The following is a 15,471-nucleotide window of genomic DNA, read 5'->3' as shown; positions in this document are numbered from 1 at the left end:
TTGGATTGCGAATATAAAGGAAATCAAAATCGAATGGAAATGGCTCATGAATTTGTTTTAACTTTGCCCAATGGAAAAAAGTAAAATCGTTCTCCCCTGCCCCCCTTATATCGCTCCTGTTCTAAGACAGGAAATAGAGAATCTTGGTTATAAAGTGACTCACGAAGGCCCTTTAGATGTAGCTTTGGAAGGTACCAAAACCGATTGCATGCATTTAAATCTTCATCTCCGAACTGCGAATAAAGTTTTATTCCTGATAAAATCATTTAAGGCAAACAATCCTGATAAATTATATCAGCAGCTTTATCAGGTAAAATGGGAAGAAATTTTAGATGAAAATGGCTATCTATGTATCACTTCCTATGTTAATAATGAAAAAATATTAAACACTCAATTTGCCAATGTTAGGGTAAAAGATGCCATAGTTGACAGATTGAAAGACAAAACTGGTATAAGACCAGATTCTGGTCCTTTAAGAGACCAAATGGTGGTTTTTCTACATTGGATGGAGGATCAGGTATCGATATATTTGGATACTTCAGGAGAGACTATTTCCAAACACGGCTACAGAAAAATTCCTGGTAAAGCACCTATGAATGAATCATTAGCTGCGGCTACCATCTTAGCTTCAAACTGGAAACCCAATCAGGTATTTATTAACCCAATGTGCGGATCAGGAACTTTAGCAATTGAAGCAGCTTGTATTGCAGCCAATAAAGCACCTGGTTTAAATCGTGAAAAATTCGGATTCCATTATTTAAAAGGATTTGATCTTGACGCTTGGGAGAAGTTAAAAGAAGAAGCCATTCACAATGAAAAACCAATTGAATGCGAAATTATTGCAGGCGATAACAGTAGAATGGCAATTCAAGCAGCAAAGCAAAATGCAGAAGAAGCGGGCGTTGCAGATGCCATAACATTCGAGAAAAAAGATTTTAGAGATAGCACAATTCCAGAAAGTGATGGCGTTGTTTTTCTTAACCCTGAATACGGGGAAAGATTAGGTGAGGAAGAAGAATTAGCTAATGTTTACAGCCAAATTGGTGATTTCTTTAAAAGAGACTGCAAAGGAAAAACTGGCTACATATTTACTGGAAATATGAATTTAGCTAAGAAAATTGGTTTGCGAACTAAAAGAAGAATTCCTTTTATGAACGCTAAAATCGAGTGTAGATTATTAGAGTATGAACTGTATGCAGGTACTAAAAAAGACAAAGGTTAATTAAATTTTTCCAAATCTATTATCTTTAGAAAATGCAAATAAGCAAAAAGGAAAAAGAGACTATTACCAAAGCACTTAGCCATTGGCAATCTAGTGGTTTAATTGATGCCCAAAAAGCAAAAGAGCTTGACGAAAGTATAGAAAACAAACCTTTCAATTGGCAGTCTTTAGCCCATTATTCCTTTCTTTTCGCTTTAGTGAGTTTACTTATTGCAGTAGTTAGCATCTTCGCAGACAAAGCTCTTTTAGACTTAATTGATTCTTTAATTTCAACTTCTTATGCCACTAAGTCAATCACATTTATAGCTTTTAGTGCATTATTCTTTTGGTTGGATTATCGCTACAATTTAAAAAAGAAACGAAAAAAATACAGCAAAGAAGTTTTTGCATTTTTTGGAGCAATATTTTTAGCTATCGCCTCAGGGTTTATAAGTTTTCTATTCGGAATGGAAGAAAATCCGGGTGTTATCATTTTGGGATTAGCTTCTTTATATTTCGTTATCGCTGTAGTCCGAAATAAAGAATTGCTTTGGCTTTTTGGAATTATTGCTATTGTGATTGCTTTTGGCTCAATTACTCATAATCTGGGAAAAGATAATTACTTATTTATTGGAATGAATTTCCCTATGCGGTTTACATTTTTTGGTGCCTTAATTTTAATTGTTACTTATTTCATCAAAAAAGCTGAAAAATTAAAGCCATTTGTAGAGCCAACTTATTGGAGCGGATTGATTATCTTCTTTATGTCCCTTTGGTTTTTAACAATTTTCGGCAATTATAACAGTTATGAAAAATGGTTGGAAATAAGACAATTCTACCTATGGTGGTATAGCCTTATTTTACTATTAGCAAGTTTTGGAGCTATTTTGATAGGAATTAAAAAAGAAGACAGCCTACTTAAAAACATAGGAATTTCCTTTATCTTCCTGAATCTTTATACTCGTTATTTCGAATATTTTTGGGATGAATTACACAAAGCATTGTTCTTTGGTATCATAGCAGTATCTTTTTGGTTAATAGGCAAGAAAGCAGAGAAGATTTGGGATAGAGAATGAAAGTAATTTCTTTACGAAATGAGTATTTATAAATTTCAACCTGTAAAAAATGAAGTGATATCCTAATTCACCATAAGTTCTTTACGATATGGAATTGGTAATTCTATTCGAAAGCAAGCTGACTTATCCTCTTCCAAGTAAATTTCTCCTCCTAATTTTGATACTGCCAATCTAACGCTGTATAACCCTAACCCATTTCCTCTTTTATGTTCAGTAGCCACAAAAAACATATTAAAAATCTTATCTCTAAAATGCGGATCTATTCCTAATCCAAAGTCTTCAAATACTATTTGATAAGTTTTATCCTTTTCATTTTTAGAAAATTCAATTACTACATTGGGCTTTTCAGCGCGCTTTGAAAACTTGATAGAATTATTAATTAAATTTGAGAAAATCACTTTTAAATGAACTGAATCAGTTAAAATATTTTCATCTAAAGCTTTTAATTCAATATTTATAAATTGTTGCCAATCTTCATTATCAGGAATGTTTTCCTTAGCTGCATCAATAATTAATTTTCTTATATTATGATTTTGAACCACTACTTCTTGTTGCTTCAGCTTGTTGATCTTTTGAAGGTTGAATAAAATATTATTCATACGGTCAGCAGTTTCATTAACTTTTGTAAAGTAAAATACTGCGGCCTCCTCATCTGTTTCTTTCATAGCCAAATAACAAAGACCTAGAATAGTAGAAACCGGTCCCTTTAGATCATGCGCTGCTCGATAGAAAAAGGTATCAAATTCATGTTTTGCAATTTTCAAATTATCATTCGTCTCTCTCAATTCCTTTGTTCTTTCATCCACCATTTCCTCCAATTGAAGATTACTTAATTTTAATTCATCATTCTGCTTCTGTATGATTGCATTCTTTTGAGCAATCTCTTCTTTCTGATGTAGCACCAATGATTGGTTTTCCAATAAATGTTTATTTGTAATTTCTAATTCTGATGTCCGCTCTTCTACTTTAGCTTGTAACGTCCTTCTAGATTTTTTTAAATACCTAATTCTTAACTGAATATACGCCAAAACTAAAATAATTAAGAAGACAACAAACAAAGTTCGAAACCAAGGAGTCGCCCAAAATGGAGGATCAACATTAATATAAAGTTCTTTAATATTCCCAGACCATTTTCCGTCTGAATTCGTACCTTTTATCTTCAAATTATATTCACCTGGTGGTAAATTAGTAAAAGTAAAATGCCTTCTATTTTTATTATAAATCCACTCTTTATTAAAGCCTTCCAGCAAATAAGCATATTCAATTTTATCTGAATTACTTAAATCAGTAGTAGCAATTTCAAAAGAAAGTAAATAATCATTATGATCTAATAAAATAGAATCGATAGAGAAATCTCGTATCTGATTTGCTCCATTTTCACTAGTGATTTCTACTGAAACAATATTTACAGAAGGTTCATATTCACTTCTCTTTAAATCTTCAGGCTTAAAAACATTCAACCCATTATAACCACCAGCAAATATTCTCCCATCTTTCAAAGTAGTAATAGATCTTCTTACGAATTCCTCTCCTTGCAATCCATCTGAACTATCATAGTTTTTAAATTCCTCAGTTTTAGGATTAAAAGATGAGATACCTTTATAAGTGGAAATCCATAGGTTTCCATTCAAATCTTCAGTTATTCCAGCTATATTGTTATTTACCAAGCCATCATCTTCAGTAAAGGATTTAAATTGAATTCCAGCTTTCGTCTCAATCAACTTAGTTATTCCACCTCCTCCAGTACCGATCCAAATATTGTTGTTGCTATCCTCTATTATCGTTCTGATAATATTATAATTAATACTACTAGAATCATTCTTATCATATCTGAAATGCTTAAAATCATCTGTAGTGGGTCGATATAAATCCAAGCCAAAATCTGTTCCAAGCCAAATTCTATTCTTATGATCAATCAATACTTTATGCACCCTGTTATTTGACAGAGAACTTGGATCATTCACATCATGCCGATATCGTTTGAAATTTTCTTTATCCTTATCGAAAACAACTAATCCACCATCACCCAATAAACCTATCCAAAGTTTACCATTCGGAGCTTCAGCAATACTTTCAATAAAATTGGTAGTAATAGAGTTAGTATCTTCTTCTATATTTCTGTACGATTTTAATTCACCAGTATCTCTGTTATATTTAGATAATCCAAAATTCCATAACCCAACCCATAGAATATTATCAGAATCTTCGAATAAAAGCCATCCTCTATCATCAGGAAAGCCTGAATAACTACTTAAAACTTGTTTAAATTGGAGTTGCTCATTGTTTTCTAAAACAATGTCTATTCCTGCATCATTTGCAATGTAAATATCTCCTCTACTATCTTCAAAGATATAATTTACTGCATCATCTGAGATGCTATATGGATCATCTTCATCAGGCTGATACAAATCAAATTTTTTCTGATTTAAATTAAAGGAGGAAATTCCTCCTCCATGCGTACCTAACCAATAATTGCCAGATTCATCTTGATAAATCTCAACAACATTACTAGATGGTAAAGCATTAGGATTATACTTTTCCTCTTGGAATTGATGTATCGTTTTAAATTCATCATTTATGTAAAATAATCCTTTATCAAAGGTACCCAACCAAATTCCACCTTTATTATTAGGATAAATTTTACGAGCATAGACTTTATTTTCATCAACAAACTTTAAATCTATTTGCTCAAAATTATTGCTATTTGACTTTTTATAAAATACCCCACCTAATTTTGTTGCTATCCATAAAATTCCATTCGTATCAAAATACAGATCTCTTATATCGTCATCTTTTAAGCCATTTTCGCCTTTTAAGAACTTTTCAACTTGATAAGTTTCAGTATTCACTTTATGAAGTCCTTCTCGAGTTCCAACCCAAATTTCATTGGCATCCTCAGCTTTTGAAATACAATAAACAACTGGGTTATTTAAAGAAGGGAAATTTTCAGGATTTGAAATTTGATTTGAAAACTTTTCTGTTTTTATATTGAATTTATTCAAACCATTTTTAGTACCCAACCAATAAACTGAATCTGAATACTGAAGAATTGAATATACAACATTGTTACTTATGGAATTTGGATTTTCACTATCTTGAAGAAAGTGCTCAAAATTTGACTTTTTATCAAATTTATTTAAGCCGCCACCGTAAGTACCAATCCATAAATTCTTATCATTGTCTTCTACTATGTCTTTTACGTAATTATTGCTTAAGCTTGTAGAATCATCGATTTTATATTGAAAGGAAAGGAAATTCTTTCCATCATATCTGTTGAGTCCATCCTGTGTACCTAACCAAAGAAACCCACTTTTACCTTGATAAATGGTCTCCACTATATTCTGAGAAAGCCCATCACTCACATTCAAATTATTAAAATCAGTGTTTTTCAACTGATTCTGTGCCCAGAGTGGTATGGCTAATAATTGTACTATTAATAGATATAAAAACCTCATAATTGGTTCAATAAGACTTCAAAGTAGGATATTATCTTATTAAAATCAATCATTTTCGACTAACTGTTCATTCAGCACTATGAAGATGTGATTGTATTTTTACGGAATTCTATAGTTCTGAGGCTTTATCTAAAACCATTTTGATTAGTGTATCAATCGTTTTATCAGAGTTTTTTGAAAATTGATGAGTCATTCTGTTGGCCACAATTGCATTACAACTTAAAACTTCATGTCCTAACAATCTGCCCATTGCATAATAACCTGCTGTTTCCATTTCAAAATTGGTTAGCCACAAATCTCCATAATGAAACATAGATAAACTTTCTGTAATTTTAGGAAAGCGAATTGGGGTGCGTAATTGTCTTCCTTGTGGAGCGTAAAATCCTGGGCATGTAACTGTATTACCAATATTCATTCCATCAGAAAAATGTTTGAGTAGGGAGGTAGAACCTTCTACACAATATGGTCGAAAAGGAAGGCCAATTTCTAACTGTAATGCAGATTCAACATTGGACTCAGCTTCGGTTCTTTCCAAATGATAGAATTGCATTAAGGTATCTATCCCGATTGCAAACTGAGAAGCTAACAATGAATCGACAGGCAAATCCTGCTGAAGTCCGCCAGAAGTACCTATTCTAATGATTTTTAATGACTTTTTCTTAACCTTATTTTCCCTTTTCTTCAGGTTGATATTGGCAAGGGCATCCAATTCTGTCATTAAAATCTCCACATTATCAGTCCCCATTCCTGTGGACATCACCGTAAGTTTTCGCCCCTTATAAGTACCCGTATGTGTAATAAACTCCCTTTTGTTCATCTCAAAAGTGACTTCATCAAAATATTGACTCACTTTATGAACTCTGGAAGGGTCTCCTACAGTAAGTATCACATCTGAAATATCCTGAGGCTTTAAACTCAAATGATAGACGGAACCGTCTTTGTTCAATATTAATTCTGACTCAGGATATTTCTCGTTCATTACAATTAGATTTTAGTTTTTTCAACTTTACCTTGAAAGCCTTTGTAAGGATCATATCCATTGGTTTTCTTTTGGTAATAGCCAGTTCCATTATATTCTCTTTTTTCAGGGTGCTCTTTACATTCCTTAGAACAAGCACCTTCCATTTCCCAACCGCATTTTTCGCAAATCGGTACATGCACATTGCAGGTAGGATTCGCACAATTTACCATCCTATCGGAATTAGTATCACAAACAAAGCATTTAGAAACTACTTTAGGGTTCACTTTGTTTACATCTACTGATAGTCTATTGTCAAAGACATAGCATTTCCCTTCAAAATCTTCTCCTTCCGCTTCCAAACCGTATTTGATTATTCCGCCATGTAGTTGATGAACATTGTCAAATCCCTGCTCTAACAGAAAAGCACTTGCTTTCTCGCACTTGATACCTCCTGTGCAATAAGTCACAATCTTTTTACCTTTATATTGCTCTAATTCGTTGATTTTATCGGGAAAATCCCTGAAATTTTCTATATCTAAAGTTACGGCATTTTTAAATCTCCCTAATTCATGTTCATAATTGGACCGAACATCTAAAATCACAATATCCTCCTCATTCTTGATCATCTCCCTGAATTGCTCAGGCTCAACATAAGCGCCAGTTTTCTTTCGAGGATTAATATGAGAAAGACTTGAATGAACGATTTCAGGTTTATGCCTCACATTCAATTTCTTAAAGGTGTGTTCAGGATGAAAATCTTCTTTGAAATCAGTATCCGCAAATCGAGGATCTGCTTTTACTCTTTTCATATATTCATCCACATTTTCAGTACTACCTGAAACAGTGCCGTTTAAGCCTTCCTTTGAGATAATGATTCTACCTCTTAAATCGAGTTCTAAACACATTAAGTGATGCTCATCCCTGAATTGATCAGGATTCTCTATTTCCGCATAGCAGTAATAAAGAATTACTTTGTATTGGTTTTCTGTATTTTCCATAATTTCCTCCTTAGTGTAAATAAGGTGATTTTATAAATATAATTAATTAATTTTCAATCGTTTGTGCAGGATTCCCAAAAACGGTTTCTCCATCTTTCACATCTCTAATCACAACTGAACCTGCTCCAATATTCGCTTTTTTACCAATTTTCACTCCTGAAACCACTGTTACTCCAGAGCCAATAAAGGTTTCATCTCCAACAATTACGCCACTATTTATCTGAGTTCCAGCTCCAACCTGGACATAATCCCCAAGCTCTACATTATATTCTATAATTGCTCCAGAATGAATCAGGCAGTGATTAGGCACTTTGGAATAGGCTCCCAAAACAGCTCTAGCGTTAATGAAATTTCCATAACCCAAATGTGCAGAATCAGAAACAATTGCTTGAGCATGAATGGCATTGGCAGGCATTGTCTTCCTACGGTCATTCAGCATTTTGGTCATTTTTTTACGCGCTTTCATATTGTCTTCCGCCACAAAAGCATCGCATTTTTTACCGATATATTTTAAATAACCATCATCATCTGTTTCTCCTAAAACAGAAACGAAATCAATCTCGGTGCCATGTATAGTTTTATCATCATCCAAAAAGCAATAAATTTCAACACTATTACTTTTGAAAATTTCAGCTGCAGAAGGTCCGATCCCTTTAGCCCCTAAGATTATTACAGGTTTTTTGTCCATAGTTAATTTTTAGAACTGCAAAGTTAAGGCTTAATCATTCCTTGCGCAATAAAGCGGTTCCTATTTTATATTTATTCAAAATGAATAAAACCAAAAGCCATAAAAATGGCATATAAGCTATTTCATAGCGAATTAATGTTCCGAAATTTGGAGTTGCTAATGTGATAACCGATGACAAAACAGAAGTATAAATCAAAATGGCAATCCCCCACCATTTTTCAGTTTGAGAAAACTTAACTTTAAAAGAAAGGATTATGGAAGCAAATGCTAATAGCGTAAACATTCCTTTTTCCAACCCCCACATTAAGGATATAGGACTATAAGATTCCCAAACAAAAGGTCGAAATATGCCCGTAAACCAAGCCAAAGGTAAATTTTGTAGAAAAAATAAAACATTGCCTTCTACATTTTGAAAATGAATTAGGGCTTCCGTAGAGTTATATGCAATTACATCATGACTTATTCGAATCAACTCAAAAAAGCGACCACTATGAAAAACAGGATGGATAAATGCAATAGAAATTCCTCCTAATATCAATAAAGAAAAACACAGTGCCAATTTTTTCGGAAAACTGAAGTTACTTAGAAATTTACCTCGATAAAACAGGGTAGTTAAAAGCACAATAGGCAATAAAGTGATAGGGACGTAGTATTTCACTTTCCATAATACAATAACACTTAAGATTGCAGGAATCGCATAAAGCCATTTTGTAGGTTTAGCTACCCATTTTAGAACGGATAAACCTAAAACATAAATCGCAATGGTCATCAAACTTTCTTTTAATAAACCCGAACTCCAAAAAGTGATAGAAGGAATGAAAAGCAAAGCGATATAAATAACTGATTTATTTACTTTAGATATTCTCACCAATTCATGAGCAAAAGCCCAAGTACCCAATCCTGCAAAAAAGCTTAAATAAATACTCATAACCCAATAATTTCCTTGGGTAAAAGCGTAAAGAAAGCTCATCAACCGTACAAAAAAGAAGGTTCTTGGCTCTGACTGAGCTGAAAATTCAGCTTGTGACAAACTTAAGGGAGTAAATCCTGTCCATTCAGAAAGTGAGATTTTATCCGCTTGAAAATATTGAAAAAGTGCTTGGGCTTGTTCATAAAAGAAAATGGTATCACCTGCTCCATAATATGACCAATACAAAAAGCCCATTAAAATACCACAACTAATTTTTAGGAGGGTAAAAATGCTGAAAATAATACGATCATCCACTCTTGACATCTTTCGATTGAATGCAATAAAAATTGTGGCGATAATCAGAATATGAATGATCAATGAAATCATGCTTTTAAAATGGATAAGCCTATGCTACAATCCAGACACTTTTTAGGTTGGCAATATTCATTATGAAGTTGAATCATGGCTTGTGAATCAAATGCAGTATTAAGTGTTTCTCCTAAGTCAGTAAATTTTTGGGTAATATAATTCTTTTCTGCTTTTAAGTCATTTAATAAGCCAATGGCTTTATCCATATATTTTTCCTCTCCTACGCCATTGGCATAAAGCGCCAATAATGCCGGAATGCAGTTTATGACAAGCGTTTTAATAGAATTCTGCCCCATTTGCTTATTGCGATATTTACTTTCTTTGTCAAACTGATAATGGTTCAACCAATAATCGGAAACTTTAACTTTCAGTCGCTTTTGAATACTTTTTAAATCCATATCGATGACAAAAGCATCGAAGAGTGAAGGAAAAACATGTAAAATCTGAGCTAGTTCCGCTATTCTGATGGTGGGAAAATTGGCTGGCCGTAATCGAAGAAATCGCCATTCGTGCAGATGCATTTCACTACCTAAAGTGGCTTTATGTTTATGACTTAGAAACTCCCATTCCTTTTTTAATTGATTGGGATACTCATCTTCAAAATCCTGAGTTAAAAAACCTGAAACTCCAAAAAGCAAGGCTTCCAATTGAAAAATTGAGGAACTGTACTTTTTTATCAAATTATAGGGTAAAATTTCAGCTAAGCGCTCAAACGGATGTTGATTTACCTTAAAACCCATGGCTGATAACAACATAAAATAGGATGCTTGATCCCAGTTTTGGGTTCCGTTTTCAAAATGGTTTTTTGCCTTTTCAGATTTTTGATAAAGTCGTTCTATCAATGCTTTTTCCAGCATTTCAGATTTATGCAAGCCACTTATTTCTGACCAATGACCTCCACATGGAATTTCATCTTGTGAACTTTGCAGATTTTGGTATTTCTCAATCAAATTATAATCTACTCTATCTTTTAATTCAATAGTGGGAATTTTACTACCATCAGGATGTTGAATCGGTTCATCATTTTTCCAAACTACATGCAAAACCACATTTTCATAATTAGGGTCAGTTTGATGATTGTGGCGGTTCCAATCAGAAGATTTGATATGGATTTCCACAGCTCCATTCCATTCCATTTCATCTATTAAAATTTTAGCTTGCTGGAAATCTGGACCAGAATTAGAATGTGCAAAACCTGTTTTGATAGTTTTTACTGAAGCGCCATCGGAAGTTTTTAACTCATTTGTATCAAATTTCTGATATCGCCAGACATAATGCAAAAAATTCTCTTTCATCGGTTCAATATTCGGTTGAAAATTGAATATCTGAAAACTATGGATTTATTACAAGTTGGGGATTGAAATAAAGTCATCAATAATATGGGGTCTTAGAATTTCTTTCCACATATTTTTACCTCATTATTGTAAAATCCTGTTTTTAGTGATTAATTGCGCTTATGGTTCTCAATTACATCTGGATTGCATTTTTTCTGATTGCCTTTGTCTTTGCCCTTGTCCAATGGATTTTCATGGGCGATATGGAAATATTCCCTGCGCTCACTCAGGCTACCTTCGATAATGCCAAATTGGGATTTGAAATTTCTTTATGGTTAACAGGCGTGATGTCTCTTTGGTTAGGAATTATGAAAATAGGCGAAAGAGGTGGAATGGTTGCTATTTTAGCGAAAATCACCTCACCCCTTTTCTCAAGGCTATTTCCGGAAGTTCCCAAAAATCATCCTGCCATGGGTGCTATGCTGATGAATATTTCAGCTAATATGTTGGGATTGGATAATGCAGCCACGCCCTTAGGATTGAAAGCTATGCACAGTTTACAAGAATTGAATCCTGTGAAAGATACTGCCAGCAATGCCCAAATTATGTTTTTGGTATTGAATACCTCAGGATTAACTATTATTCCTATAAGTATTATGGTTTATCGTTCTCAATTAGGTGCCGCTGATCCTTCAGATGTATTTATCCCGATTTTACTTACTACTTTTTTCTCTACTTTAAGTGGATTGATAGCTGTCTCTTTGATTCAGAAAATCAACCTTTTCCATAAAAACATATTGCTTTCTTTAGGCTTATTGAGTCTTATAATTGCAGGAATTATCTGGTTTTTTAGTAGTCTTAGCCAAGCAGAACTTGGACCTATTTCATCTAATATTGCCAATTTCATTCTATTCTCCATAATTATAGCTTTCATTGTCCTGGCTGTCCGTAAAAAAGTAAATGTGTATGACTCATTCGTTGAAGGAGCTAAAGAAGGTTTCAATTATGCAGTAATGATCATTCCTTATCTGATTGCTATTTTAGTAGCAGTTGGCGTTTTCAGAGCTTCAGGGGCTATGATGGTTTTAAAAGATGGCTTGGAGGCAGTTGTGGCTTTTGCTGGTTTAAACACTGACTTTGTGCCGAGTATCCCAACTGCCTTAATGAAACCACTCAGCGGAAGTGGAGCAAGAGGAATGATGGTGGATGCAATGGAAGTTCATGGAGCTGATTCCTTTGTAGGAAGACTAGTGAGTGTGATGCAAGGTTCTACCGAAACTACATTTTATGTATTAGCAGTTTATTTTGGCTCAGTAAATATTCGTAATTCCCGATATGCTTTAACTTGCGGCTTAATAGCCGATGCAGTTGGAATTATAGCAGCTATCTTGATTAGCTATATGTTTTTCTATTAATTTACATCTCTTCGCCTGTTTGGTGATTTTACCAAACATTTTTAAATGTAAGCATAAAACAATCATTCCATACACTGGTTTTAGTAGCATGAAAAAAATTAAGGATTTAAGCCCTGAAGAAATTGACAGAATAGTAGAAATGGGTTGGGAAGATCGTACCACATTTGATGCTATTTACAATCAATTTGGCATAACTGAAAAGCAAACCATTAAAATCATGCGTAAGGAAATGAAGCCTTCTAGTTTCAGGATGTGGAGAAAGCGTGTACAAGGCAGAAAAACTAAACATGAAGCGCTAAGGAAAGATGATGTTAAGCGTTTCAAATCTTCTCGGCAAAAGGCTATTAGTTTGAATAAGTATAAATAATTTATACAACACTAGTCAAAAAAACCATTTGTGATATTTTATACCAGAAGAAGGTTTTTCTATCGCTTGCCTCCGGTTAGCGATTATTACTTTTGCCTCTGGCAAAGAATAGAATGAAAAAGTAGTTATTTAGGATTAGTTTCTAGAAAAAGAGTTTGAGCTAAATATTGTTTTTTTAAGGTGGTGCTGATATTGAAAACGCTCTAGAGGAGCTAGTAGTTTCCACTAGCTTGGCTAGCGGAAGAAAGCAATCATTTATATTAATGCAACCTATCTTCCCTTACTTCCAAATTCTTCATAATTTCAGCTTCTGCTTCTAATAATTCTGCCCAACGCTTTCTTACATTTTCTTTTGGTTGGTAACTTTCTGCCAATTTCAAGAAGTTTTTATAATGGCCTGCCTCTGAAACCATTAATTCATAATAGAATTTTTTTAATTCCTCATCCTGAATATGCAAATGCAATTGTTTAAACCTTTCACAGCTTCTTGCTTCAATCAAAGCATTAATTAAAAGTTTTTCCATTAGCTGGAATTTTCGGCTACCACCTTTTATTTCCAATTTCATTAATTTAGAAACGTATTCATCTTTTCGTTGAAAACCGAGCTTATAACCTCTTTTATCTAATTGTTCTAACACTCTTTCAAAATGAGACCATTCTTCAGCTACCACCGGTGTCATCACTTTCACCATTTCATCCATTTCAGGAAAATTAATGATCAAACTCATGCATGAGCTAGCGGCTTTTTGCTCACAATAAGCATGATCTACTAAAATATCTTCAATATTTTTTTCAGCTATATTGACCCATCTCGGGTCGGTAGGTAATTCTAATCCTAATGTGAATTTCTCTTTTTCCATTTTCAGAAAAGATAAAGGGATTAATATTTAATCAAAAAACATCCAAGTCAATCCAAAATCAAGTATTCTTTCTTGTCCGGTATAGTATGGGGTTGTGAAATATCCGCCTGCCGTAATATCCTGATTTAAATGTCTGAATTTTATAAATAATTGTGCTGTATTGATTTTTACACTAGCATACAAATCAATAAACATATAGCCCGGAACTTCGAAATAATTCTGTAAATGGAATTGCTGAATAACTGGGTCGTAATCATCAGCAAAATAAGTAGATTTATAATGAGCTTCAGTCCCAATTCTGGCCTCTAATCTTCCTTCAAATACTTTATGATAGTACACATCTAAGGTCAAGAAATGCTCAGGTATCCTAAATAAATCAGCATCTGCTCCTTCTTTTAACGTATAAACATAATTCGCATCCAAGTTCATAGCGCCATATTTTGCTTTTGCTTCAATGCCGGGATGGATTAAAGTAGCAATTCCATTTGATTGCTGAGGCATGGCTAAAGTATCGAAATACATATGATTGCTTACTATTTTCAAATCCAGTTTAGGCTGTATTCTGAAATAATCCTTCCATTTTATATCCAACTTTCCACTTAACTGTTGCACTTGTTCGCTACTAAAATTATTTCGCCAATAATCATGATTCCCTAAATGCTGTTCATAAAAGAATGGGGAAGCAAATTGCATGCTCTTAGCGCTAACAGTTAGAAATGGAACATCCAAGCTAGCTCCAATCTGATAATTTCCATTTAATTCATATTCAGCATTGGCTTTTAATTGCCAATTTTCTTTTGGTTTAAATCGAATATATCCTCCCGCATAATTTTCTGTTAATGGATTAACGGAATTTAGATATTTCCCTGTATATCGGATTTCTTTCCTCTTACCGTAAAAGCGATAAAAGAAATCACCTATACTCCCTTTAAAACCTACTTCATTTTGAAAATATACATATCTACTCAAATCAGCAGTGGAATCTGTTCTTAATAGAAATTGATCAAAGTAATCAACATCAGGATTAGTGGAAGGATCTGTATTTAAAAATGAATTCATTCTGTTAGTTCTATCAAAAACATGGTAGAACTGTATTAAATTATTCAATTTATACTGTTGATAAATATGATATTGCTGCCTAAGCTCACCACTTTGAGCGTTTCTCAGATTTATATCTTCGTCATCATAATCGAATAGTTCATTATAAACTAAGGTCTCAGTAGTATCTCTTATACCCCCTGTTTCATTTACTTTGTGAAAGGTTCGAGCAAAATTAAACATCACATGATATTTCCTATCTGGTGTGCGATAGTCAGTTTGTATATCGTAAGAATGGCTCAACACATTCAAATCACCTCTACTCTGCAAAGGTCCAATTTGTTTATCAATGGTCCATCTTCTAAAACTAAAACCTACATTCCAGTTTTCGTTTACATTTCTTGAAAAATCAATTCCAATAAATGCTCTATAATTACCGCCAAATACTGATCTCATTTTGGTGTAAGGAGATTTAGTATCAAAGTATCTGAATTCGTCAGGCGTTTTCATGTAGCGATCATAAACCCCAAATCCACTTCTTTTACCTATTATATCCGGGGTTTCATAAAATACAGGACGCATAGCAGTTCCAATCGTTCCTATATTTTGATAATAGTAATCTGAGATGTTTACAGGATCCCAATTATGTGTACCAGTTAAACTGGTATCAATAACCTGATAGGCTTCTAAGTTATTTTTAATATTTTCCTCAGTTGTGAAAAAAGTGGTTTTAGCACCATATACATTTTTTGTAGAATCATCAATCACCTGGGCAAAAACTGAGCCTATTCCACAAACAAAAATCGATATAATTAATAAAATTTTCTTCAAAACAGCTGCAAAATTAAGTAAAGTCATG

General features: G+C 33.5%; 12 protein-coding genes. 4 read left to right on the top strand and 8 right to left on the bottom strand.

Going from position 1 to position 15,471, the window contains the following annotated elements; genetic code table 11:
* Positions 1 to 70 precede the first annotated feature (70 nt).
* Together QYS49_RS09585 and QYS49_RS09580 are read left to right on the top strand one after the other, a co-directional pair.
* Positions 71 to 1,222 carry a THUMP domain-containing class I SAM-dependent RNA methyltransferase gene (locus tag QYS49_RS09585; RefSeq protein ID WP_308346997.1) on the top strand — a complete coding sequence of 384 codons (1,152 nt, stop codon included), beginning with the start codon at positions 71 to 73 and terminating at the stop codon, positions 1,220 to 1,222.
* Positions 1,223 to 1,254: 32 nt separating this feature from the next.
* Positions 1,255 to 2,277: a hypothetical protein gene (locus QYS49_RS09580; RefSeq protein ID WP_308346996.1), complete on the top strand. Its 1,023-nt coding sequence runs from the start codon at positions 1,255 to 1,257 to the stop codon at positions 2,275 to 2,277.
* A gap of 62 nt (positions 2,278 to 2,339) precedes the next feature.
* Here QYS49_RS09580 and QYS49_RS09575 read toward each other — a convergent pair whose 3' ends face one another.
* The 6 genes from QYS49_RS09575 to QYS49_RS09550 all read right to left on the bottom strand — a co-directional run bounded on the left by QYS49_RS09575 (position 2,340) and on the right by QYS49_RS09550 (position 10,953).
* Complete coding sequence (locus QYS49_RS09575) at positions 2,340 to 5,732, bottom strand: sensor histidine kinase (RefSeq protein ID WP_308346995.1); 3,393 nt, start codon at positions 5,730 to 5,732, stop codon at positions 2,340 to 2,342.
* A gap of 109 nt (positions 5,733 to 5,841) precedes the next feature.
* Positions 5,842 to 6,711, bottom strand: a complete 870-nt coding sequence (locus tag QYS49_RS09570; protein ID WP_308346993.1) for a nucleoside phosphorylase — start codon at positions 6,709 to 6,711, stop codon at positions 5,842 to 5,844.
* Between the two features lie 5 nt (positions 6,712 to 6,716).
* A complete protein-coding gene (trhO, locus tag QYS49_RS09565) occupies positions 6,717 to 7,691 on the bottom strand; it encodes an oxygen-dependent tRNA uridine(34) hydroxylase TrhO (protein WP_308346992.1) in 975 nt (324 codons plus the stop codon).
* Positions 7,692 to 7,737: 46 nt separating this feature from the next.
* Positions 7,738 to 8,379 carry an acetyltransferase gene (locus QYS49_RS09560; RefSeq protein WP_308346991.1) on the bottom strand — a complete coding sequence of 214 codons (642 nt, stop codon included), beginning with the start codon at positions 8,377 to 8,379 and terminating at the stop codon, positions 7,738 to 7,740.
* A 34-nt stretch (positions 8,380 to 8,413) separates the two neighbouring features.
* On the bottom strand, positions 8,414 to 9,676 hold the full coding sequence (locus QYS49_RS09555; protein WP_308346990.1) for a hypothetical protein: 1,263 nt from the start codon (positions 9,674 to 9,676) through the stop codon (positions 8,414 to 8,416).
* Positions 9,673 to 10,953 (bottom strand): DUF2851 family protein, encoded by a 1,281-nt coding sequence (locus tag QYS49_RS09550; protein ID WP_308346989.1) that lies wholly within the window; start codon positions 10,951 to 10,953, stop codon positions 9,673 to 9,675. The genes QYS49_RS09555 and QYS49_RS09550 overlap by 4 nt, the downstream gene beginning before the upstream one ends.
* Positions 10,954 to 11,114: 161 nt before the next feature.
* Here QYS49_RS09550 and QYS49_RS09545 point away from each other — a divergent pair, with 161 nt between their 5' ends.
* The gene (locus QYS49_RS09545) at positions 11,115 to 12,347 is read left to right on the top strand and encodes a spore maturation protein (RefSeq protein WP_308346988.1); all 1,233 of its coding nucleotides are present in this window, start codon (positions 11,115 to 11,117) and stop codon (positions 12,345 to 12,347) included.
* A gap of 88 nt (positions 12,348 to 12,435) precedes the next feature.
* On the top strand, positions 12,436 to 12,714 hold the full coding sequence (locus QYS49_RS09540; RefSeq protein WP_308346987.1) for a TIGR03643 family protein: 279 nt from the start codon (positions 12,436 to 12,438) through the stop codon (positions 12,712 to 12,714).
* Positions 12,715 to 12,974: 260 nt separating this feature from the next.
* Here QYS49_RS09540 and QYS49_RS09535 read toward each other — a convergent pair whose 3' ends face one another.
* Both QYS49_RS09535 and QYS49_RS09530 read right to left on the bottom strand, forming a co-directional pair.
* On the bottom strand, positions 12,975 to 13,574 hold the full coding sequence (locus QYS49_RS09535) for a MiaE family protein (RefSeq protein WP_308346986.1): 600 nt from the start codon (positions 13,572 to 13,574) through the stop codon (positions 12,975 to 12,977).
* 27 nt (positions 13,575 to 13,601) lie between these two features.
* Entirely contained in the window at positions 13,602 to 15,470 is a 1,869-nt protein-coding gene (locus QYS49_RS09530; protein WP_308346985.1) for a putative porin, read from the bottom strand.
* Position 15,471 lies beyond the last annotated feature (1 nt).

Source organism: Marivirga salinae, from assembly GCF_030503855.1.
Lineage (GTDB): Bacteria > Bacteroidota > Bacteroidia > Cytophagales > Cyclobacteriaceae > Marivirga > Marivirga salinarum.
This window is presented reverse-complemented; position numbering and strand designations above follow the sequence as displayed.